The sequence below is a fragment of the Leucobacter denitrificans genome, assembly GCF_014396385.1.
In the GTDB taxonomy this organism is placed as follows: domain Bacteria; phylum Actinomycetota; class Actinomycetes; order Actinomycetales; family Microbacteriaceae; genus Leucobacter; species Leucobacter denitrificans.
Genome location: NZ_CP060716.1, coordinates 516,560 through 538,251 on the forward strand (window position 1 = coordinate 516,560; position 21,692 = coordinate 538,251).

Sequence of the window (21,692 nt, forward strand, 5' to 3'; positions counted from 1 at the left end):
TGACTACCTGTTAGCTTAGCGCGAACCTGGACGTTCCCCGAACGCAGACGGGGGTGTCGCCAGGCTTAGCTAAAGCTATCTCCACATGCGCAGCTCCCTGCTGCATTGGGATTGTCGATGGTGAAGCCCTGCTTTTGAATTGTGTCTTCGAAATCGATCGTTGCACCATCGAGATACGGGACGCTCATCTGATCCACCACGACCTCGACACCTTCGAACGAAACAACGGCATCATTCTCAAGTTGCCGCTCATCAAAAAACAGCTGATAAATGAGGCCCGAGCAGCCACCTGGCTGAACGGCAATTCGCAGACGAAGATCGTCGCGTCCCTCCTGGCTCAGGAGACTACGCACCTTTTCTTGTGCTGTTGGACTGAGAGCCACTCCGTGCTCGCGCACTGCGGTGTCATTGCTCATTACTTCTCCTCACTCACCGGATCTGAGATTCAGATGCCTCCAGTCTACGCCCCGCGCAGGCGGTACGCTTGTACCTAATACGATACCCGCACGGGTGAACAAACGAGAGGAAACCCAGGCGACCATGAGCTCTGCTAAGCCAGACCCTTCGGCCGGATCCGCAGAGGACGAGAATTCAGAGACGGTCGGCAAAGGCCGACCCACCCCTTCGAGAAAGCAAGCACAAGCTGCAAATGCGCGACCGATCGTTGGCTCTCGAGACAAATCTCTCCGCAAGCAGCAACGACAGACCCAGAATGAGGCACGAGAACGCGCACGCCTCGGCATGATGGCGGGTGAGGAACGCTATCTGACGCCTCGAGATAAGGGCCCACAGCGACGGTTTATTCGCGACTATGTCGATGCGCGCTGGAACGCTGGCGAACTGTTGATTCCAGTCATGGTGATCTTCTTGATCGTGGCGCTATTTCCGGGTTGGGTGCAGGTGTACGGCGTCTTCTTTGTGTGGGCGTTCTTACTCGTCGCAATTCTTGACGCAATCTTGTTGACGTTCACGTTGAAACGCAAGCTCTCCGCGAAGTTTGGCGAAGACAATATTCAATCCGGGTACCGCTGGTACGCGGCAATGCGTGCGCTCCAGTTCAGAATGCTGCGCATGCCGAAGCCTCAGGTAAAGCGCGGTCAGTACCCGAGTTAAGCCTTACTTGTGGGCGCGCCAACCAGCTTTGCGTAATCCACGGTTGATTGAGCGCGCCCACAGCGGCCCCTCATAAATGAATGCGGTGAACCCTTGAACAAGGGTGGCACCCGCGTCGAGACGCTCAATCACGTCGGCCGCAGTTGTCACTCCCCCGACCGCTATGACACACAGATCGTCTGGTGCGGTGGATCGAATGCGCTTCAGCACCTCGAGTGATCGCGCAGCGAGTGGAGCTCCTGACAGCCCACCGGCACCGATCTCCTCGATTCGCTCAGCAGACTCATGCAGCCCGTCACGTGAAATCGTTGTATTCGTAGCAATAATTCCGTCGAGTCCAAGCTTCACGGCGAGCGATACGATTCCATCGATCTGCTCATCGTCCATATCCGGCGCAATTTTTACAAGCAGCGGCGTGTCACCTGCTGCCTCCTTGACACCTTTGAGCAAGGGTTCGAGCAGAGTCAATTCTTGGAGGCCGCGTAGCCCCGGAGTATTCGGGGAACTCACATTCACCGCAAGATAATCAGAAATTGGAGCTAAGCGCTCGGCACTCCATATGTAGTCAGCCGCTGCATCTTCAACTTCTGTGACTCGACTCTTACCGATATTCGAGCCAATGATCGGCCTGTCGCGCTTCAATCGTGCGCGTTCGATGCGAGGTACTGCTGCAGCGGATCCTTGGTTGTTAAACCCCATCCGATTTACAAGTCCGCGATCTGCAATGAGACGAAAGCTACGCGGCTTTTCGTTTCCCGGCTGTGCATATCTCGTGACGGTGCCCACCTCAACGTGCCCGAACCCGAGTTCGCCAAGACCGAGTATCGCTTCAGCGTTCTTATCGAATCCCGCGGCGAGCCCGAACGGACTTGGAAACTCCAACCCAAGGGCGCGTACACGAAGCGACGGGTGTGGGCCACAGTATTTAGCCACAATTCCACCGAGCAGAGGTAACGCGCGGATTACCGGAAACGCGAGATGGTGCGCTCGCTCGGGATCCATACGTTTGAACACCGCATTGAACAGAACCGAGTACAGGCTCACTCTTACTCCTTGACTTCTGACGAAGGGCCGCTCGCGGCAACCTGTGTCTTGCGAAGATCGCCGATTGCAGCCTCAAAGTCGGCAAGCGATTCAAACGCTTGGTACACGCTCGCAAAGCGAAGATACGCAACCTCATCAAGCGTTCGCAGGTGAGGCAAGATCGCGACTCCGATGTCGTTCGTATCAAACTGCGCGATGCCACTCTGGCGCAGCGATTCCTCAACCTGTTGCGCGAGCATGGCAAGGTCAGCTTCGGTCACTGGCCGTCCCTGGCAAGCTTTTCGCACTCCACTCATGACTTTCTCACGACTGAACGGTTCGACCACTCCCGAACGCTTAATCACCGTGAGACTCGCGGTCTCCGTGGTCGTAAATCTGCGCCCGCACTCAGGGCACTGTCGCCTACGCCGAATCGACAGTCCATCGTCAGCGGTACGCGAGTCGATCACTCGGCTGTCTGGGTGTCTACAAAATGGGCAGTGCATGTCTAATCTCGGTTCTCAAATCTCGCCGTGACGGCTTCTCCGTGAGCTGGCAGGCCCTCTGCTCGAGCGAGAGCAATGAGTGGATCAACTACCTCGGCCAATGCCGAGCGGTCGTACTCGATTATTTGCTGTGCGCGCAAGAATGTGTGCGCACCGAGCCCCGAAGTAAAGCGAGCTGTTCCCCCAGTCGGGAGTACGTGATTGGAGCCCGCGAGGTAGTCTCCGAGGCTCACAGGAGTCGTTGGGCCAAGGAAAATGGCTCCGGCATCGGTGATGGATTCGAGCGTTGCTTCATTGTCGACCGTGTGGATCTCGAGGTGCTCTGGGCCGTATGCGTTGCTCACACGCACTGCGGTCGCGAGATCGTCGACAAGAATAATTGCTGACTGAGGGCCAGCAAGCGCCGTACGCGCTCGCTGGGCATGCTGCGTGGCCTCGACTCGAGCCATCACTTCGGTCTGAACGGCGGCTGCCAGCCCGGGTGCATCGGTGACAAGAATTGAGGCTGCAGCTTCGTCGTGCTCAGCCTGGCTGATCAGGTCGGCAGCTAGATACCCCGGATCCGCAAATTCGTCGGCAACAATGAGGATCTCAGTGGTACCGGCCTCGGCGTCAATTCCGACAATACCGTTCACCACCCGCTTGGCTGCCGCGACAAAGATATTTCCCGGACCAGTCACCATGTCTACTGGCTCAAGGCCAATCTCAGGAACCCCATGGGCAAACGCGGCGATTGCGCCCGCGCCACCAATCGCGTAAAGCTCAGTGACGCCGCACAGCGCGGCAGCCCACAGAACGGCCTGGTGCGGCAGACCCCCGTTGTCTCGCTGGGCTGGCGAAGCGAGCGCGAGACTCGGCACACCGGCAGTCTGCGCGGCAACTGCGTTCATGATGACTGAGGATGGATACGCTGCTTTGCCACCGGGTGCGTAGAGGCCGACCCTCGAAACTGGCTGCCACCGTTGACGTATCGTCGCACCTGAAGCGAGTGTTGTCACTCGGGCTTCTGGCACCTGGGCCGCGGAGCCCTTTCGAAGTCTCGCGATGAGTTCTCGCAGCGCCGTTTCTACTTCTGGTGGGCACGTTGCAAGAGACGCCTCAATCTGTTCTGGCGGCACACGAAGCGTGTGTCCATCAACACCGTCGAATTCCTTTGCCTGCACCCGCAGTGCTTCTTCGCCGCGGGTCGCTACGGCCTCTAGGAGGGGACGCACACGTTCGACCGCTTCGTCGGCGCTCATTGCAGCACGCGGAACAAGCGCACGTAGTTCGGCGCGGGAAAGTTCGCGACCTCTGAGGTCGATGGTTCGCAAAAGCACTCGCCTATTCTATCGAGACGCGGGTGTGACCACGCCGTACCATGCGAGCTCCCGAATTCCTTCGACGAGCACGTCCGACGTCTCCTCCTCGTTCACCTCAAATAACGTCGCGAGCGCCCCGGCAATCTGCGACAGGCTGAGATCGCCGTCACTCGCCCCAACCGCAGCAGCAAGTAGTGGATCGACATCCATTCGGCGTCCAATCGGAGCATCGGTCACGAGCCGTAAAGCGCGCGGAGCATCCTGCCCCGGTTTATGGTCACGCTCCTCGAATACGCGCGGACTGCACACCCAGTGAGCAGCGAGCACATCCTCATCACTCATCCGCTCCGAACGCACTCCTGACTCAAATGCAGTTTGTAGCGACCGACCGGGCCAATCTTCAGTGAAAATGCCCATCGCTTGCTCAGTTCGCACAATTCCCGCTTTTTTGTCAGTGCGCTGCAGCCGAATCGATCCGAGTCCGATTGACACAATATGCCGATCTTCGAAATCATCCATCCATGCCGACATCAGCAGCGAATGCTCTGAACTACCCGGTCTAGCTCCGCCATCGCGGGCCCAGGTCTCGGCGTATTGCACCGTGTCGACTACATCGCGCTCGATGACCCACGCATCGAGCGCGTGCGTCTCAGAGGCCTCCGCGATCCACTGTTCTACCCGCTGAAGACCATCACCGCCCCACGGTGTCTCCCAGTTCGCGAGACAGATGAGTAGCCCACCCTCAGCCAGGTGGATCGGCGCCTCACGAACTACCCGTGCCGCGAGTGCATCGCCGATCAACCCGCCGTCGCGATACTCGTATCGCTGCGCACCAGCGACATCGGTTTGCTCAGTACGTGGAGTGACAACGAACGGAGGATTCGACGCAATGAGATCGAATTGCTCCTCGCGAACCGGGCCAAAGAGATCACCCTGCCGAAACTCGATCTCGGAAGAAAACCCGTTCAGCGCCGCATTTGCTTGGGCCAGGGCAAGTGCGCGCTCGGAGATATCCGTCGCAACGACCTCAGGAATTCCCGACTGCGCCAGGTACATGGCTACAACGCCACTGCCGGTTCCCAAATCTAATGCTCGCTCTGCCATCGCACGTTCGCCTCCACCAAGTGGCATTTGCGAAAGCAATGTTCGTGTCGCACCCCCGACACCCATGACGTGATCAGACATCATAGGCCCGCGACGCAAGGCGTCGTCGAGATCCGACATGATCCACCAATGCACAATGGGCACTGCCTCGCCCGGCTCAGGTCGCGTTGACCCCGGATCGGGGAACGACACCACATTAAGCGAAAGTTCGGCTCGGTAATAGCCAGAAGGTCGTCCCGAGCGCTCAGGCGATGAAGCTATCAGCCCAAGACACATAGCCCCCGAGATGCCGAGCTCCGGTAACGCAAGTTCGAGATCTTCGGCCGAAGCCTCGTCGCCGAGAAGGAAGAGTTCTGCGAGGGTGACCAGTGGACTCTTATCGAGTCGCCGCAGCATTCGAGCGGCAGGAATAAGTACTCCTCGCTGGCGAGACCTTTCGGCGGGAGCACCCCAGAGTGCAACAATTTCGTCTGGGAAGTACTTTGCTGACTCTAAATCTTTGCGGAGCGAATTTAGGAGTCGTAGGTCGGTCTTCAGGGTCGTGTCTCCCATGCTCAATACGCGACAGTAAAGCGGGCGCGGTGATGCACCGGAGATTCGATTTCGTCGACGACTGCGACCCCGAAATCTGCTCCACTGATCGCAGACCTTCCCTGGTCGTCTGTGAGAAGCACGTCTCCACCGACCCTGTACTCGCCGAGGTACTCCCCCGCCGAGTGCGCGCCAAATTCAGCAGCAGGACTGACAAGAAACCAGTCCAGGGTTCCCTCGCGAGCTCGCAGATCGTCGAGCACTCCAGACATTTCCTCCGCTTCGGGGCGAAATTCTTCGGCAAATTCATCGAGCTCAAGAAGTCGCGGGCCACCTTCGCTCACGAGCAGTGATCCCGCGCCTCCGACGACGCCAAGTCGCACTCCCGCACGCTCCGCATCTGTAGCCATATCGGCAATCGCTGCTCGTGTTCTGCCGGCCATGTCGCCTCTCGGTGAAACGGCAATGATTAGGACCTCGGCGCCAGCTAATGCCTTCGATCGGTCATCAGAGTCGAGCAGCGATCCAAGGGAGTACGTTACCCCGGCAATCTGCGTCGCAGATTCCTTGCGTGTCACGCACTTCACGTCGAGGCCTCGCACTGCCGCAGCCTCAACGATGTGACCACCCGCGTACCCACTTCCACCGAACACAACAATCGACGACATGAGTTTTCCTTCCCCGATGAGCGACAAACGGAACACCGTTTACTTCGAGGATATTCCTTGCATCGCAGGTAGAGGCAAATACTCACGCGAATGCGCGGTCGTGGGCTCCTACAGGTGACGGAAGCACGGTTCCACCGGTGAGGTATGCATCGACCGAAGCAGCCGCAGCACGTCCCTCCGCTATCGCCCAAACGATAAGGGATTGACCGCGACCGGCGTCGCCCGCGACAAACACCCCCGGGAGGTCCGTTGAGAAATCACTTTCGCGTTCAAACCCGCCCGTAGCACCAAACTGAAGTGGAACTTCTGCCTCTTCAAGCGGCTCCGGCCCAGTGAACCCCATCGCTATGAACACGAGATCTGCGTCGATAAGACGCTCCGTACCGGGAGTCGGAATACGACCACTGTCTGTGTACTGTGTTTCGGCAATTTTGAGCGACTTAAGGTTTCCACTCTCGTCGCCGACATACTCAACGGTCGAAACGAGGAAGGAACGGTCACCGCCTTCTTCGTGAGAGCTCGAGATTTCGAAGAGCTTCGGATGCACGGGCCATGGCTCCGAATGACTACGCTCGGTTCCAGGCATTCTTCCGATTGCAAGGCTCGTCACTGACGCAGCCCCCTGACGATGCGCCGTACCGACACAGTCAGAACCGGTGTCACCGCCACCGATAACCACTACATGTCTTCCGGCGGCATCAATGTCACTCAAATTTCCCGATCCGAACTGGGCACGGTTCGATGCTGTCAGATACTCCATTGCATAGTGGATCCCACCGAGTTCACGCCCGGGAAGGTCAAGAGAACGCGGAACTGTTGCACCGGTCGCAACAATCACCGCGTCATAACGGCGACGCAACTCATGCCACGACATATCTGTACCAATCGTGACACCGCAGCGAAAGCGGGTACCCTCGGCTTTCATCTGCTCGATTCGCCTCGCGACGAGGGACTTCTCGAGCTTAAAATCAGGGATTCCGAACCTCAGCAGGCCGCCCGGTTCCTCATCCCGCTCATACACCGCGACGGTATGACCAGCACGCGTGAGTTGCTGGGCAGCGGCGAGCCCCGCTGGCCCCGATCCGACAATCGCGACGGTCCGACCGGTCAGCCGCTCAGGAGGCTGAGGCACGACCCAACCGTGGGCGAAGCCCTCATCGATAATGCTGTTCTCGATCTGCTTGATCGTGACTGCTGGCTGATTGATGCCGAGCACACACGCCGATTCGCACGGAGCAGGGCATGCGCGACCCGTGAACTCGGGAAAGTTGTTTGTCGCGTGCAACCGATCGAGCGCTTCACGTTCTCGGCCTCGCCAAGTCAGATCATTCCATTCGGGGATCAGATTGCCGAGGGGGCACCCTTGGTGACAGAACGCGACTCCGCAGTCCATGCAGCGTGACGCCTGGCGGGCAACCAGCGTTGGGTCTGCGGGGTCAACGACTTCGCGCCAGTCCATGAGCCTCAGAGCCACAGGACGCTTTGGTGCAAGCTCGCGCTCACGCACCTTTAAAAACCCACGGGGATCAGCCATGATTTGCCTCCAAGATCTGCGCCCAAGCCTGGTCACCGTCTGGGTCGTACCCTTCGCGCGTGGCACGTTCCCGGATTTCGAGCACGCGAGAATACTCGCGCGGAATGAGTCGGGTAAATCGGGCAAACGCTGCTTCCGGATCCGCCTCAATGTCCTCAATGAGCCGCTGTGCCCGGATGGAACCGGTCTGCTCAACATGACTCTGCAGAAGCTTGCGAACTTTTTCACGAGTTGCTTCAGAGAGCGGCTCGAGTTGAAGCGCCCCACTCGCAAGCTCAGCTGAGTTCACATCGAGTGGATCGAGGTCGAGGATCACTGCTTCGCCGCCAGACATGCCCGCGCCAATATTGCGGCCTGTGGGGCCGAGTATCAGCGCAAAGCCACCCGTGAAGTATTCAAGGGCGTGATCGCCAGTACCTTCGACGACAGCAGTTGCTCCCGAACTACGAACGAGGAACCGCTCGCCAACAACACCGCCGATCCACATAGAACCGCTCGTCGCACCGTAACCGATCACGTTTCCGGCGATGACGTTCTCGTCTGCGGTGTGACCAGCGTCAGGAAATGAGCGCATGGTGATCTCGCCACCGGACAGGCCCTTGCCTGCATAATCATTCGCATCACCGACAAGTCGAAGCATGATGCCCGCAGGTAGGAACGCGCCGAGCGATTGCCCGGCCGACCCGGTAAGTGTGATGTCAATCGTTCCTGGTGCCAGCCCCTCCGAGCCGAAGCGCTTGGTGACTTCGTGTCCGAGCATGGTTCCGACCGCACGGTCAGTATTGTGAATCGGCATGGTGATCACCACGGGATCACGGAACTTCAGCGCGTCAGCCGACATGTCTATCAGCGCGTTGTCGAAATGAGCACTCAAGTCGTGATCTTGCGCGGCACCTCGTCGCCGAGGAACATCGCCTGCAAACTTTGGCCCCCGCAGAATAGGCGTGAGGTCGAGGCCTTCTGCCTTCCAGTGGCGCACGGCCTCATCGATGTTCAGCGACTCTGTGTCTCCCACTGCCTCATCAAGGGTGCGGTATCCGAGCGATGCCAGGATCTCGCGAACCTCAGCCGCGATGAAGCGGAAGAAGTTCGCGACGTGTTCGGCCTGCCCGGTGAACCGTGACCGGAGCTCAGGGTTTTGAGTTGCCACCCCCACTGGACAGGTGTCGAGATGACATACCCGCATCATGATGCATCCGGAGACAACTAGAGGCGCGGTCGCAAAACCAAATTCTTCGGCACCCAGCAAAGCCGCGATTACTACGTCTCGACCAGTCTTCAACTGACCATCGACCTGTAGTGTAACTCGGTCGCGCAGGTCGTTGAGCATGAGCGTCTGCTGCGTTTCTGCAAGACCCAGCTCCCATGGCGAACCTGCGTGCTTCAGAGAATTCATGGGGCTCGCGCCGGTGCCGCCGTCATGCCCAGACACAAGCACGACATCAGAAAGAGCTTTCACGACCCCTGAAGCGACTGCACCGATGCCGCCCTGCGACACAAGTTTTGTCGAGATTCGCGCCTGGGGGTTCGCTCGTTTCAGGTCGAAGATGAGCTGCTTGAGATCTTCGATCGAATAGATGTCGTGGTGAGGTGGTGGAGAGATAAGGCCGACGCCAGGAGTCGCGTGACGGGTGCGCGCGATCCAGGGATACATCTTCGCCGGAGGCAATTGACCGCCCTCGCCCGGCTTCGCACCCTGGGCAAGTTTGATCTGAATCTCATCTGCGTGAGTCAGATACATGCTCGTCACACCAAATCTTCCAGACGCGACTTGCTTGATTGCGCTCCTGCGCTCAGGGTCGAGCAAACGTTCTTCGCTCTCACCGCCTTCACCGGTGTTCGACTTTCCACCGATCATGTTCATGGCGATAGCGAGTGTTTCGTGAGCCTCAGGCGAAATAGAGCCGTAGCTCATCGCCCCCGTGGCGAAACGCCGCATAATTGCTTCAACCGGCTCAACCTCATCGATCGACACTGGTTCGCGAACTGGAGTGAACTTCATGAGTCCACGGAGCGTCATAAGGCGCTCTTGTTGTTCATTCACACGACTCGTGTACTCGGTAAAGATCTCGCGTCGGCCGGTGCGGGTAGCGTGCTGGAGCTTGTAGATGGTTTCCGGGTCGAAGAGATGCGGTTCCTCTCCCCTGCGCCACCGATACTCACCGCCGGTTTCTAGACGCTGCCCTGCAAACGAAGCTGCATCGTCGGGGTAAGCCCTGCGGTGACGCTTGGCGATTTCTGCAGCAAGCACATCAATACCCACGCCGCCAAGTCTCGAATGCGTTCCCGAGAAATACTGGTCGATGAGATCTTGACCCAAGCCGATAGCTTCGAAGGTCTGCGCACCACAGTACGAGGCAACCGTGGAGATGCCCATCTTGCTCATTACTTTGAGCATGCCCTTTCCGAGAGCTTTGATGAGATGGTGCACCGCTTCTGCTTCGGTGAGCTCAACGCCCCCCGCAGCCGTGAGCTCTCCCGAACGAACGAGAGCTTCCACCGACTCCATAGCAAGGTATGGGTTCACCGCGGCTGCTCCGTAACCCACCAGTGCTGCGACGTGATGCACTTCCCGGGCGTCGCCGGCCTCAGCGATCAACGCGACCTGCATGCGCTTTCCCGCGCGAATGAGGTGGTGATGCACCGCCGATATCGCGAGGAGGGAAGGAACTGGTGCCAAATCTTTATCCGAGTCACGGTCAGAGATGATGATGAACTCAGCACCTGCGTCAATAGCAGCGCTCGCCTCCACGCACATTTCGGCGAGCCGATCACTCAGCCCCTTACCGTGGTAATCCACTGGATACAGCCCGCGGATTGTGACCGTGCGCTGGGCAGTAGGGTCCTCTCCAAAGTGCTGGATCCGTGCAAGCGCATCATTGTCGATAATTGGGAAATCGAGAATGACCTGACGCGCGTGCGCCGAAGACTGAGTGAGCAAGTTCAGTTGCGGGCCAATACTGGTGACAAGGCTTGTCACCAGTTCCTCGCGCAACGCATCAAGAGGTGGGTTGGTTACCTGTGCGAACTGCTGCACGAAGTAGTCAAAGATCAGTCTGGGCCGCTCACTGAGTGCTGCAATTGGCGTATCAGTACCCATCGCGGCAAGAGGTTCGATTCCGTCGCGCGCCATAGGAGTCAGGAGTAGTCGCAGGTCTTCCTCGGTATATCCAAAGGTGCGCTGTCTACGGACAATTGACGCTGGAGGATGCACTAGGTGCTCCCGCTCAGGAAGATCAGCAAGTCGGATTCTTCCTTCTTCAAGCCAGTCGCCCCATGGTTCGAGCGCAGCAAGTTCAGCCTTCACCTCGGCATCATCGCGCATTCTGCCACTTGCAAGATCTACAGCTAGCATTCGCCCGGGTTGCAAGCGTCCCCTCTTAATCACGCGTTCGGGGTCAAACTCAAGTACGCCTGTTTCGCTCGCAATGATGAGCAACCCATCGCGTGTGATTTGATACCTTCCAGGGCGGAGGCCGTTTCGGTCGAGGGTGGCAACGAGTTGTTCACCATCGGTGCCGATCATTGCTGCAGGCCCGTCCCACGGTTCCATGACGAGTGAGTGGTACTCGAGGAAATCTCTGAGTTCTGGGCTGAGCCCGTTCTCGGTCTCCCAGGCCTCAGGCACCATCATCGCGAGCGCGTGAGGCAAGCTGCGGCCTGCCTGAACGAGCAGCTCAAGCACCTCATCGAAACTTGCAGAATCGCTCCCGTGTTCGCTGCAGATGGGAGTGAGCTGGCGAATGTCGCCGAGTGCTTCACTATGCAGACCTGACTCACGCGCGCGCATCCAATTGCGGTTGCCCCTGACCGTATTGATCTCCCCGTTATGCGCTACGAGGCGCAGCGGTTGCGCGAGATGCCAAGACGGGAATGTGTTTGTCGAGTACCTCGAGTGGACGATCGCGAACCGTGAGGTGAAACGTTCGTCGCACAGGTCAGGGTAAAAGGTTGGTAACTGAAGCGTCGTCACCATGCCCTTGTACACAATGGTGCGAGACGAGAGCGAGGGTAGGTACACTCCCGTTTCACGTTCGATCCTTTTTCTGACGCGAAACGCGCGCAGCTCGAGTGCCGCACGATTCACCAAGCTGCCAGCAGCGACGTAGATGGGTTGCTCAATGTGTGGAGCCGCTTCACGCGCACTCGCACCTAGCACTTCAGGTGCAGTCGGGACTGGAAGCCATGCGAATAGATCGAGACCTTCCTCCGCTGCTATTGCGTCTAGGCGAAACCGCATCGCACGACGAGTTGCGCTCTCTTGTGGGAGAAACGCAAGACCCGTGACGTACGAGCCTTGCTCAGGCAGACCCGCGTCGACAACGTGCTGCTCTACCCGTGCTCGAAGCAGCTCGTCAGGAATGTCAGACAGAATACCCGCTCCATCGCCGGTACCCGCATCAGATCCTACGGCCCCGCGATGCTCAAGATGTTCGAGGGCTTCGAGTGCCAAACGAACGATTTCATGGCTTCGCTCCCCCTCGAGCGACACGACTGATGCAAGCCCACACGCGTCTTTCTCGTCTGACGCCCGGTGCAGACCGGTGTCCCCCAGATGAGCAATTTCTAGCCGCCCCTCAGGCATTTTTTCTCGCGCAATATACATCGACGCCCTCTTCTCTGCTCATGGGACGTCCGTGGCCCGCTGACGAGCCTGCGCGCACTCCCGCACTTCGTCAGGCTCGGAAAATCGAGAATAGCACTATTTTCTTCGACCAAATAATCCTCTATCGCAGCTTCTGCGGATTATTCGCGCAGTGCAGTATTTTCACCGAATTCCGTTCGATGATGCAGGACTCACGCCGCAGAGATGAATTGTACGAAATATGCCCGAAACATAGAAGTGGGGCCCATGCCGAAGCACGAACCCCACGATTCAAGATTCTTCGAATTCAACCACCGAAGCTAGAGACATCTCCTACGAGACGGGTGTTGTCCTCGGGCACCGGATCCACTGCAGCGCGCGCAACTTCCGCTGCAAACTCCGACACGTTATAGAGCTTTCCTGCCTGTGAGCGACGCTCTTCGATGGCCCCGGGATTCAATCGATTGAGCAGTGTTGCTGTCACCGTTCCCTCGATCATGTCGCCCGAAACCACGACAAATCCAATCCCGCGCTCCTGCAGCTCAGGAATGCGTTCTCGGAGCGCATCTTCGCCCGCGCGCTTCGAAAGCGCGACTGCCTCGTACTCCTCCATGGTGGGGGTGGTGCGAATGAAGTGAGCCTGGTGGCTCGTGACGAAAACGACGCGTGAGCCGTCGCCAAGCAGCGGAAGTGCAGCGTCAAGAACCCGAAGCTGCGCATCGCGATTAAGCTGCAGTGCGTAATCCTCCGCCATCCCGCCTTCCATGCCACCTGAGGCATTGAGCACGAGGATATCGAGCCCCCGAGCTCTTCCTGTACCGCGGTCATCATCGAAGCAACCGACGCCTCGTCGGTCAGGTCGGCTCCCTGAACGACGGCACGTACACCGAGCTCACGAAGCTCAATTGCAAGCTTCTCAGCGCGGGGTGCCTTATTTCTGAAATTTATGATGACGTCTGCGCCGCCCTGCGCGAAGTAGCGCACGGTATCGGCGCCGACTCCGCGAGAAGACCCTGTAACCAACGCCCTGCGCCCGGCGAGAGATCCAGCTTCGAACACCGGAAGGTGTGCATTCTCAGTCACGGTAAACGTCTCCTCAATAGTGTGAACAGGCTGTGAAATGGACTCGTCCTAGCGTAGTGCACGTGCCACACCCGAGCGGGTATCACGTCTCATGTATCGACTCAATAAACAGGGGTGTACGTTGCACCGTATTCGCGATACGCTGCCGGGTAATCGGCGGGAGTGCCAATCCACGGCACGCACCTCATCCGCCGGAGGCGAGGGAGGCTTCATATGGCCGATCGAACACTCCGAGGGTCCCGTATTGGGTCCACGAGCTTGCAAGGTGAAGCTGGCGTCGAGCTCTCACCTCGACGATCTGTGGAATACCTCACTGACAGCGGCAAGCGATTCACAGTTGTATTTGACGCTGACGCCGAGCCTCCCCCCGAGTGGGCAGATCAGCGCACCGGCGAGATCGGCTTTCTCGATGACGAGGCGGGTCAGGCTGCCCGCGAAGAGTTCGAGGGCAAAGGAACAACGCAGCGTACTCCGTGGGACATGCTCATTGAACGCCGCTCGCGCGAGGAGCTCGAAGAGTTGCTTGACGAGCGGTTGAAGTTACTGCGCGCGCGTCGTGGATCGGCGGAGCCGGAATAGACCTACGCCACCGGCGAGCAAACCTGCACCACCGATGAGCATCCACACGAGTGAGATCGTTGCGCCGTAGCGCAACGCCGGTGTGGATCCCGACACAAGCGGTACGTCAGCAACTACTGCACCCTCGATGAACGCGGGGATGGTCGCAATATCGTGCCCGTCTGGTGCGATGATTGCACTTGTACCGACCGTAGAAATATTGACAACTGCACGCCCGGTTTCTATCGCTCTCAGCCTGGCAATTTGCAGCTGCTGCACGTTCTCATCCGTTCGCCCAAAGTCAGCATTGTTCGACTGAGCAAGGATGAGTTCGGCACCTTCTTGAACCATGTTCTCTGCTTGCTCATCAAAAATAATGTCGAAGCAGATGGCAATCCCAGCCAGCACATCTCCGAACTGAGTATCCACGGGCATCACTGTTGGTGTCGTACCGGTTCGGTACTCGAGTTGTACAAGGTCCACGAGATCAGGCACGAGCGCGTGAAAGAAGTCACGATTGGGCATGTACTCGGCGAATGGCACTGGGAAGCGTTTATCGTAGCGACTGGTCTCTTTAGGCTGCTGCTGGCCAGTCGGCCCCCATACAACAGAGCTGTTGGTATAGCTCCCGTCCGGATCCGCCAAGACTGTTCCAATAACGATCTGCGCATCCGCTCGCTTCGAGAGCAGTGCGACCTCACGACCCCTCAACGGGTTATCTGTGAGTGCGAACTCCCCCGCATTTTCAGGCCACACAATCACGTCTACGTGCTCGTTATCGACTTCGAGAGCATCGAGTAACTCCTCTGTGGCTCGTACGTGGTCGGCAAACACATCTCCGTTTTCACGGTCATCGAAAATGCCTGACTTGGAGTTTCCTTGAATAGCTGCGACACGTAAGGATTCGTGGTTTGGTAGCGAGGCGACCGGAATCAAAGTTGCCGCAGCGAGTATCGCGACAGCGACCCCTGCAGGGATGAATGCACGCCAGGCAGATGACGTGCACGGAAAGACCGAGATCGATCCACCGACAACTGCGGCGCACACAACCACAATTACCGCGCTCAGACCGGCAAAACCGACCCATGAAACGAGCGCAGATAGCGGACTCTCAGCGAGCACATGCGCCACTCGTCCCCAAGGAAACCCGCCATATGGCCAGACACCCTGCACGCCTTCACGAAGCACCCACACACCAGCGACGGTGAGCGCCTGGGCGACGAGCAGCCAAGTTGGCCTGCGCCGAAACCAGGGCAGCGTTCGAATGCCACGCGTTGCCCACGCAGTGCACAGGCCCTGCAACACGAACCAGGCCACCATGACCGTGCTCAGTGCGAGCCATGGTATCGGCCCAAGATACAGGGTCAACCACGAGATATGGGGCAGCCAGAACGCCGAGCCTGCAGCCAGACCAGCGAGCATTGCGACTCCCGGGCGTTGCTGCCACCAGGCGGCCAGAATCAACAGCACACTCGGAAATACAAGCGGCCAAACGCTTGTATCTGGGTTCGCGAGGTCAAAGCACCAGCCTCCGAGCGCAGCTAACGGCACCGCGATCCACCAGGGCAAACGGCCCTCAGAAAATGCGGTTCTCACGATGTGCTCGAGGCCTCGACAATTCCGCGCCTGACGGCTCGTTTTGCTTCACGGGCGGTACGCGCGAGACTGCCGAGTCGGTCGATATCGTGCTCAAGGTCTGCATGCGCAATTCCGACTTCGCAGGCCTGCGCAATCTGATCGAGCAAATCGATCGTCTGTTTTGTCCATCTCACGAAGTCGCCCGCGCCCAAGCCGCTTTCCTCGAGCACCCTCTCGAGCGTCGCACCCTTTGCCCAGCTATACATGGCACCGGCGAGGCCAGCGTGAGGCATATCAGCGCGTGGCAGCCGGTATCTGTCGGCAAGATCATCGAGCATGACCCAGCGGTCGAGCACTCTGTCGAACGCCTGCCCGAACACGCCTCCGGGGCCTCGACTATCGGTTTCTTCGTCGCGGCGTGGCTCGTACGTGAGCGCGCAGCACATTGCCGCTAGTCCGCGAGCGTCGAGTCCTCGCCAGAGGTCGTCGCGCAAACACTCTGCGACGAGAAGATCTCGATCACCGTAGATTCGGCGAAGCAATTCTCCCCACGGTGTCACCTCAAGCGAGTCTTTTCGTGTAGAACCCGCGAGGTACCCAAGCTCAAGAAGTTCCTCGACCACCCGCTCGAACGTTCGCGCAATTGTCCCCGTGCGGTTCGCGACCTGGCGACGCCCCCGCTCGATCTGCCTACGGAGCTTGCGTGCGCGATCTTCCCAGCGCTTCTTGTCTGACCCGTGAGCGCGTGCAGCGGCCGCTTCATACCCCTGTAGCGAAGCCTGCTCTGCCTGCAGCTCGCGGGCCTGATCAACTACCGCGCGATCCGCCTGGAATTGAGCGAATGAGAGTTCGAGCGTCTCTCTCGCCTGATCGTACGAAAGTCGCTGAAGAAGATTCACCGCCATATTCGCAGTTGGACGGAAACTTGAGCGCACGGGGAACGAGCGCGCACCGGCAAGATGCGAGAGCGCATCGAGGTCGACCGCGTCACTCCACACGACGACAGCGTGGCCCTCTACGTCGATACCTCGACGGCCAGCGCGACCAGTGAGCTGGGTGAACTCCCCCGACGTGAGTGGAACCCGTTGCTCACCATTGAACTTATCGAGGCGTTCGATGACCACCGCACGAGCAGGCATGTTGATGCCGAGCGCCAGTGTTTCGGTAGCGAAAACGAGCTTGACGAGCCTGCGCTGAAACAGTTGCTCGATGACAGCTTTGAATGAGGGAAGCAGGCCAGCGTGGTGCGCCGCAACACCGCGTTCGAGCCCTGCGATCCACTCACGGACTCCGAGCACGCGACGGTCTTCGTCGCTCAGGGAGTCGGTCACCTCGAATGCGATCTTGCGGATTTGCTCGCGTTCATCTCGAGTGGTGAGTGTGATTCCCTCAGTGATGCACTGCCGAACCGCCTGGTCACAACCATTTCTGCTGAAGATAAAGACGATAGCGGGCAGCAGCCGAGTTTCGTCAAGGGCGCGGGCGATGTCACCCCGCGAGATACGCTTGCTTCGCCTACGCGGTGCTCCATTGCGCTCGCGTTTGCCACCGTACCTACCGCCCCGACGGGCATCATCAGTGCGGGCGCTACTGCGGCCCCGACCACTGAGCATGCGAAGCTCTGGGTTTACCCTGCCGCCCGAGGCATGATTACCCTGCTTGTCAACGAAAAGCGGCTCAAGCGCTTTTGACGTAAGCACATGCTGATACAGCGGCACCGGTCGATGTTCAGAAAGAATGACGTCGGTCTCGCCACGCACCGCGTGCATCCAGTCGCCGAACTCCTCGGCGTTCGACACCGTGGCAGACAGCGAGACGATGCGCACGGACTGAGGCAGGTGCAGAATAATCTCTTCCCACACTGCACCCCGAAACCTGTCACCTAAGTAGTGGACTTCGTCGAGCACCACGAAGGAGAGGTCGTGAAGTGCTGGTGAGTTTGCGTAAATCATGTTGCGCAGCACTTCGGTTGTCATGACGACGATAGGCGCGTCACCGCGAAGATTCACGTCGCCTGTGAGAAGACCGACCTCATCCTCACCATATTCGGCACACAGCTCGTGAAACTTCTGGTTCGACAGCGCTTTGATCGGCGCCGTGTAGAAAATCCGGGTGTCACGCTCGCGCCGCGCAAGATACACCGCAAACTCCGCAACCGTGGTCTTGCCTGAACCTGTTGGTGCAGCGACCAACACACTTCGCCCGGCCTCGAGGCGCTCGCAGGCAGTCACCTGGAAGCTATCGAGCTTGTAGCCTAAGCGCGACTCGAAGTGTGAAAGCGCTGTATCGTTCACTAGGCCTTCCCGCCACCGTTATCTGAATCATCTGACAGGTCGGGTTCACTGAGGTCTATTCCATACTCAGCAAACTCTTCGGCACGGCGTTTATCAACCCGCTTGTCGTGCAGCAGCGCTATGCCCACCGCGACGAAGTACAAGATAACCATGGGAACCGCGAGCAAAAACATGCTGGTGATGTCAACGGCGGGAGTGGTGATTGCTGCGAACAACACGATGACAAGAATTGCGACGCGCCAGCCTTTGAGGATCGTTTTTCCTTTAATGACGCCAAGGAAATTCAGCATCACCAGCACAACTGGCATGACGAACCCGGCCCCCACCGCGAGCAGAAGCTTGAGCACAAAATCGATATAAACTCGCGCGCTCTGATAGTACGCATCTTCGGTTGGTTGGAACGTCGAGAGCAAGAGCACGATGTTGGGCAACACGTACCAGGCCGCAAATACACCGGCAAGAAAGAGGGGCACAGCCGCCCCAATAAATCCCACACCGTAGAGCTTCTCGCGACGGGTCAGACCCGGGGCAAGAAATGCCCAAATTTGGTACAGCCACACCGGACAAGTGATGACAACCGCGATAAACAGCGCGATTTGCACCTTCAGATCGAATGCTTCAGTTATCGAGTTGTATGCGAGTACGGCGTCGCGACCCTGTTCTTGAAGATCATCGATCGGCCTGCGCAGTATGTCCCACACTCGCTCCGCGAGCAGCCACCCGGCAACAAGGCCGACCAGCAACCCGGCCGCCGCGATGATAAGTCGCTTACGCAACTCGACGAGGTGTTCGCCGAGGCTCATCCGTCCTTCATTGCGTCGGCCGCGCGTCTCAGTTGCCATTTCGCCAGTTTATCGGTTTTGGTCTGGAGTTTTACCGTTGCCAGCGTTAGCTTCTAGCGCTCGCAGAACCCATTCCCTCGCGGCCTCCCGAGCACTCGGAGGCGAGAGGATCTCGATAGCGCCGACACCGTGCTGAACAAGCCGCACCGCCGCACCTGAATGCCAGGCTTCGAATCGCACCCGCACGTGCCCGGGCGGCGTCAAAGGGTCCTTCACTACTTCTGGCGCAAATCCTCGAATCGAAGGTAAGAGCCGCTCTGGTACGTACGCATGTATCTCCTCGCCCTCACGACTTGTCCCGTCACTTGCATTGTGGATCGGCACGAACTCGTCAAGCGTTTCCAGGTCAGAAATCTGGCTCACCCGAAACGTTCTCTCTGCGTCGCGTTCTTGCGCAAATCCGCGGAGATACCAGGTGCCTTCGCGTTCCACGAGTGTGCTCGGTTGCACGGTTCGAGAGGTCTCGACGCCCTCGGCATCGCGATACGCGAATCGAACGGTGAGGCTATTCTCAATTGCCGAAGTAAGTTTTTGGAGCATCGCGTCGTACTCGCCGCTCTGCACGGACACTGTCGGAACCTCACTGAGTTCCATGGCCTGCGCAAGCCGCTTTGCCAATGATTTAGCCAAGCGTGCGTCATCTGTTGAAAGTATGGGCTTGAGCGCGTGGAGGCCAGCAAGCAGCGCCGCGGTTTCAGCGCCCGTGAACCGTGGAGTTTCGTCGACGGCGACGGTGTGGGTAAGTGAAACAATGCCCTGTGACTCGAAGGCTTGCCAGTCAATATCGAACAGGTCGTCGTGTTGATACGCCAGCGTCTCCCCCGGTATTCCGGCGGTACCTAAAAATGTGATGAGCTTTCGCAACACACGTTCATCGACGTCAAACGTTTCGGCAAGTTCTTGCAGCTGAGTGGGCCCGTGTTCACGCAGATACGGCACGAGTGAGAGGAGCAGGATTACTCGTTCGTTTGCTGAGAGTGACTTACGCATGAGCGTTCTCAACTCTCGTTGCGCTGTGCAGCTCAAGCGCGGCTTCGAATCTTTCGCGCACGAGCTGCTGCAAACTAGGTGGATCGAGAACGGTCACCTCGGTTCCAAAGCCTGCTATCTCAGTAGCAAGTTCGGGGAGATCGACCGTGCCAAACTGTATTTCACAATCTTCATCACCATGTTGGATCGAATCCGAGCGCGACAAGAGCGCGGTTTCCGCGATTGAACCGGGTTTCACACGCACTGCGACACGTTGCTGCTCTTGAAGTCGTTGAAGGCCAGATACCGCCTCCTCGATCAACGTTTCAATGGCAGCGGGCAGCTCGTTCCAAGTTGAGGAACCCACACGAACAGAAACCGCGCCGACTATGCGTGAGAGTAGAAACACCCTCGGTGACTCGCGTTCGAGATCGTACGAAATGAGATGCCAGCGGCCCTCGAATCGATGCAGCTGCAGCGGCATTACGCGTCGCCGCAAAGGCTCATTTCGGTCGGCGAGTTGATAGTCAAACTCTGCTTCAGCCTGCTGGCCGATCGCTTGCAGAAGCGCCGGAGCAGCAGGGTCAGTCGCCCCGAACCCCGCGCTCACTCCAAGTCTCGGCGCGTCAATAAGGGCACCGAGCGATTCAAGCTTCATCAGCGCTCGCGCTGCTTCAGCCGAGAGGCTGCCCTCTCGCCAAGCGAGCGCAGCCACTCTCAACATCATGAGTTCGCGATCGCTGAACTCGAGTCCGTGGGGTACTTCGAGCGCGGTCTTGGGAACCCGGTATCGCGCTAGATGGTTGTTGCCCGGCTCACCGGGGGAATCGATAGTTTCGACCGGAATGCCGAGGCTACGGAGTTGTTCTTTGTCTCGTTCGAATTGGCGATCGAGCGCGACCCGCTGTCCTGCATCGTTGTACCGATCTGCGTATCCGTAGACCGACGAGAGTAGCTCGTGTTTAGTCAATCCATTCGTACTCGCCACAAGTGCGAGCACGAGACTGAAGATTCGCTCTTCGCTAGAGACCTGTGAACGGGCCACTGGTGATCCGCATTATCCGACTGCGAGTATGTCGACAACAATGACGCGAGCGTCGTCTCCGCCCTCGGTGATGACGACCTGCGAGCCGGCCTTCTTGCCTGTGAGTTCGGAGCGGAAGTTCACGCCACCCGCGGTAGCTTCTTCTTCACCCTGCAACATTTGCGGGCCTGACTGCCCCCAGGTATTGCTCACGATGTTTCCATCCCAGCCCACAATGAGTACCTGCACGAGAACTCGGCTATCGGCGTGTACCTCAGCACCGTCACCCGCGATTCGCACCGCAGAAGTGGATCCGACGGGTGCGTCTCGTGGCGGAAGCACAACGCCGGGTTGACCATTAGCGTCAGTGACTACAGCGGGGAACCCGTTCGGAAGCCCGAGCGCACGTCCCTCGACCGACTGACCCGAGACATCGCTGACGTCAAATACTGCGATCACACCCGCGTCCTCGGTTCCACCGAGCTGCTGAGACAGACCAGCAGCATCACCAGGGCTAATGGCCAGCACAACTCGCTCCCCAGCAACCGTGCAACGCAAGGCCTCACTCAGTGGGTTCGCGGCCTCCGCCGAAATAATGAAGAACTCGTTTGAATCGCCGTTCCCGAAGCCATCGCTTTGGATGAGCTGTTCGCCAGTCTGCTGATCGTACAGCGCGTAATTCACGGACACGAGAGATCCCTCGTCAGCAACACGCGTGCCCGAGACAGCCCCTGAGCTATCTACGATCGAGCGCTGCGTAACCGTAATTTCGGTCTCAGCGGGTATCGAAATTTGTGGATCTTCACCGTACCCACCGAGGAGAACAACGTTCTCTGTAACTGCTCCGGCCCCAAGCATCGCAGTGCAATCGCCTCGATTCACTTCGACAGCATCAGATGAGCTGCAGGCCGTGAGACTTACGGCGACAATTGCAGTGGCAAAAACCGCCGGAACGATGCGACGAAGCATGGAACACCTT

At 58.4% G+C, this 21,692-nt stretch carries 16 protein-coding genes and 1 pseudogene; 2 read left to right on the forward strand and 15 right to left on the reverse strand.

All coding sequences use genetic code 11. The features are described from left to right. Positions 1 to 65: 65 nt before the first annotated feature. Positions 66 to 416 carry a HesB/IscA family protein gene (locus H9L06_RS02490; RefSeq protein WP_187555709.1) on the reverse strand — a complete coding sequence of 117 codons (351 nt, stop codon included), beginning with the start codon at positions 414 to 416 and terminating at the stop codon, positions 66 to 68. 124 nt (positions 417 to 540) lie between these two features. On the opposite strand from H9L06_RS02490, the gene H9L06_RS02495 reads away from it, so the two are divergent. Next, positions 541 to 1,113: a DUF3043 domain-containing protein gene (locus tag H9L06_RS02495; protein ID WP_187555710.1), complete on the forward strand. Its 573-nt coding sequence runs from the start codon at positions 541 to 543 to the stop codon at positions 1,111 to 1,113. Between the two features lie 3 nt (positions 1,114 to 1,116). Here the strand turns inward: H9L06_RS02495 and H9L06_RS02500 are convergent, their stop codons facing one another. The 8 genes and pseudogenes from H9L06_RS02500 to H9L06_RS02535 all read right to left on the reverse strand — a co-directional run bounded on the left by H9L06_RS02500 (position 1,117) and on the right by H9L06_RS02535 (position 13,424). Next, the gene (locus tag H9L06_RS02500; RefSeq protein WP_187556299.1) at positions 1,117 to 2,151 is read right to left on the reverse strand and encodes a quinone-dependent dihydroorotate dehydrogenase; all 1,035 of its coding nucleotides are present in this window, start codon (positions 2,149 to 2,151) and stop codon (positions 1,117 to 1,119) included. A gap of 8 nt (positions 2,152 to 2,159) precedes the next feature. Next, positions 2,160 to 2,642 carry a transcriptional regulator NrdR gene (gene nrdR, locus H9L06_RS02505; protein ID WP_187555711.1) on the reverse strand — a complete coding sequence of 161 codons (483 nt, stop codon included), beginning with the start codon at positions 2,640 to 2,642 and terminating at the stop codon, positions 2,160 to 2,162. A 2-nt stretch (positions 2,643 to 2,644) separates the two neighbouring features. Continuing rightward, positions 2,645 to 3,955, reverse strand: a complete 1,311-nt coding sequence (hisD, locus tag H9L06_RS02510) for a histidinol dehydrogenase (RefSeq protein ID WP_187556300.1) — start codon at positions 3,953 to 3,955, stop codon at positions 2,645 to 2,647. A gap of 15 nt (positions 3,956 to 3,970) precedes the next feature. Next, positions 3,971 to 5,599: a methyltransferase gene (locus H9L06_RS02515; RefSeq protein WP_187556301.1), complete on the reverse strand. Its 1,629-nt coding sequence runs from the start codon at positions 5,597 to 5,599 to the stop codon at positions 3,971 to 3,973. A 2-nt stretch (positions 5,600 to 5,601) separates the two neighbouring features. Next, on the reverse strand, positions 5,602 to 6,246 hold the full coding sequence (locus tag H9L06_RS02520; RefSeq protein ID WP_187555712.1) for an NAD(P)-dependent oxidoreductase: 645 nt from the start codon (positions 6,244 to 6,246) through the stop codon (positions 5,602 to 5,604). Between the two features lie 82 nt (positions 6,247 to 6,328). Continuing rightward, a complete protein-coding gene (locus H9L06_RS02525) occupies positions 6,329 to 7,780 on the reverse strand; it encodes a glutamate synthase subunit beta (RefSeq protein ID WP_187555713.1) in 1,452 nt (483 codons plus the stop codon). Beyond that, positions 7,773 to 12,365, reverse strand: coding sequence for a glutamate synthase large subunit (gene gltB, locus H9L06_RS02530; protein WP_187556302.1), 4,593 nt, complete (start codon positions 12,363 to 12,365; stop codon positions 7,773 to 7,775). Before gltB ends, H9L06_RS02525 begins: the two co-directional genes overlap by 8 nt. 307 nt (positions 12,366 to 12,672) lie before the next feature. Continuing rightward, positions 12,673 to 13,424 (reverse strand): annotated as a pseudogene (locus tag H9L06_RS02535) (SDR family oxidoreductase). A gap of 237 nt (positions 13,425 to 13,661) precedes the next feature. Here H9L06_RS02535 and H9L06_RS02540 point away from each other — a divergent pair. After that, positions 13,662 to 14,027 (forward strand): RNA polymerase-binding protein RbpA, encoded by a 366-nt coding sequence (locus tag H9L06_RS02540; RefSeq protein WP_187555714.1) that lies wholly within the window; start codon positions 13,662 to 13,664, stop codon positions 14,025 to 14,027. Here H9L06_RS02540 and lnt read toward each other — a convergent pair. From lnt to H9L06_RS02570, 6 genes are read right to left on the reverse strand one after another with little or no spacing between them, the layout of a single operon-like run. Beyond that, positions 13,989 to 15,602: an apolipoprotein N-acyltransferase gene (gene lnt, locus H9L06_RS02545; RefSeq protein WP_246454454.1), complete on the reverse strand. Its 1,614-nt coding sequence runs from the start codon at positions 15,600 to 15,602 to the stop codon at positions 13,989 to 13,991. The genes H9L06_RS02540 and lnt overlap by 39 nt on opposite strands. Further along, complete coding sequence (locus tag H9L06_RS02550) at positions 15,599 to 17,878, reverse strand: DEAD/DEAH box helicase (protein WP_187555715.1); 2,280 nt, start codon at positions 17,876 to 17,878, stop codon at positions 15,599 to 15,601. Before H9L06_RS02550 ends, lnt begins: the two co-directional genes overlap by 4 nt. Then, a complete protein-coding gene (gene tatC, locus H9L06_RS02555; RefSeq protein WP_246454455.1) occupies positions 17,878 to 18,720 on the reverse strand; it encodes a twin-arginine translocase subunit TatC in 843 nt (280 codons plus the stop codon). Before tatC ends, H9L06_RS02550 begins: the two co-directional genes overlap by 1 nt. Before the next feature lie 9 nt (positions 18,721 to 18,729). Continuing rightward, entirely contained in the window at positions 18,730 to 19,710 is a 981-nt protein-coding gene (locus H9L06_RS02560; RefSeq protein WP_187555716.1) for a helix-turn-helix transcriptional regulator, read from the reverse strand. Continuing rightward, positions 19,703 to 20,734, reverse strand: coding sequence for a helix-turn-helix transcriptional regulator (locus H9L06_RS02565; RefSeq protein ID WP_187555717.1), 1,032 nt, complete (start codon positions 20,732 to 20,734; stop codon positions 19,703 to 19,705). The genes H9L06_RS02560 and H9L06_RS02565 overlap by 8 nt, the downstream gene beginning before the upstream one ends. Positions 20,735 to 20,746: 12 nt before the next feature. Beyond that, complete coding sequence (locus H9L06_RS02570; protein WP_187555718.1) at positions 20,747 to 21,682, reverse strand: peptidylprolyl isomerase; 936 nt, start codon at positions 21,680 to 21,682, stop codon at positions 20,747 to 20,749. Between the last annotated feature and the right edge of the window lie 10 nt (positions 21,683 to 21,692).

Coding starts and splice junctions, on each gene's coding strand:
- H9L06_RS02490 (WP_187555709.1), bottom strand. CDS start 416: ATGAGCAATGACACCGCAGTGCGCGAGCACGGAGTGGCTCTCAGTCCA.
- tatC (WP_246454455.1), bottom strand. CDS start 18,720: ATGGCAACTGAGACGCGCGGCCGACGCAATGAAGGACGGATGAGCCTC.
- H9L06_RS02520 (WP_187555712.1), bottom strand. CDS start 6,246: ATGTCGTCGATTGTTGTGTTCGGTGGAAGTGGGTACGCGGGTGGTCAC.
- H9L06_RS02495 (WP_187555710.1), top strand. CDS start 541: ATGAGCTCTGCTAAGCCAGACCCTTCGGCCGGATCCGCAGAGGACGAG.
- H9L06_RS02560 (WP_187555716.1), bottom strand. CDS start 19,710: ATGCGTAAGTCACTCTCAGCAAACGAACGAGTAATCCTGCTCCTCTCA.
- nrdR (WP_187555711.1), bottom strand. CDS start 2,642: ATGCACTGCCCATTTTGTAGACACCCAGACAGCCGAGTGATCGACTCG.
- H9L06_RS02570 (WP_187555718.1), bottom strand. CDS start 21,682: ATGCTTCGTCGCATCGTTCCGGCGGTTTTTGCCACTGCAATTGTCGCC.
- H9L06_RS02525 (WP_187555713.1), bottom strand. CDS start 7,780: ATGGCTGATCCCCGTGGGTTTTTAAAGGTGCGTGAGCGCGAGCTTGCA.
- H9L06_RS02515 (WP_187556301.1), bottom strand. CDS start 5,599: ATGGGAGACACGACCCTGAAGACCGACCTACGACTCCTAAATTCGCTC.
- gltB (WP_187556302.1), bottom strand. CDS start 12,365: ATGCCTGAGGGGCGGCTAGAAATTGCTCATCTGGGGGACACCGGTCTG.
- H9L06_RS02540 (WP_187555714.1), top strand. CDS start 13,662: ATGGCCGATCGAACACTCCGAGGGTCCCGTATTGGGTCCACGAGCTTG.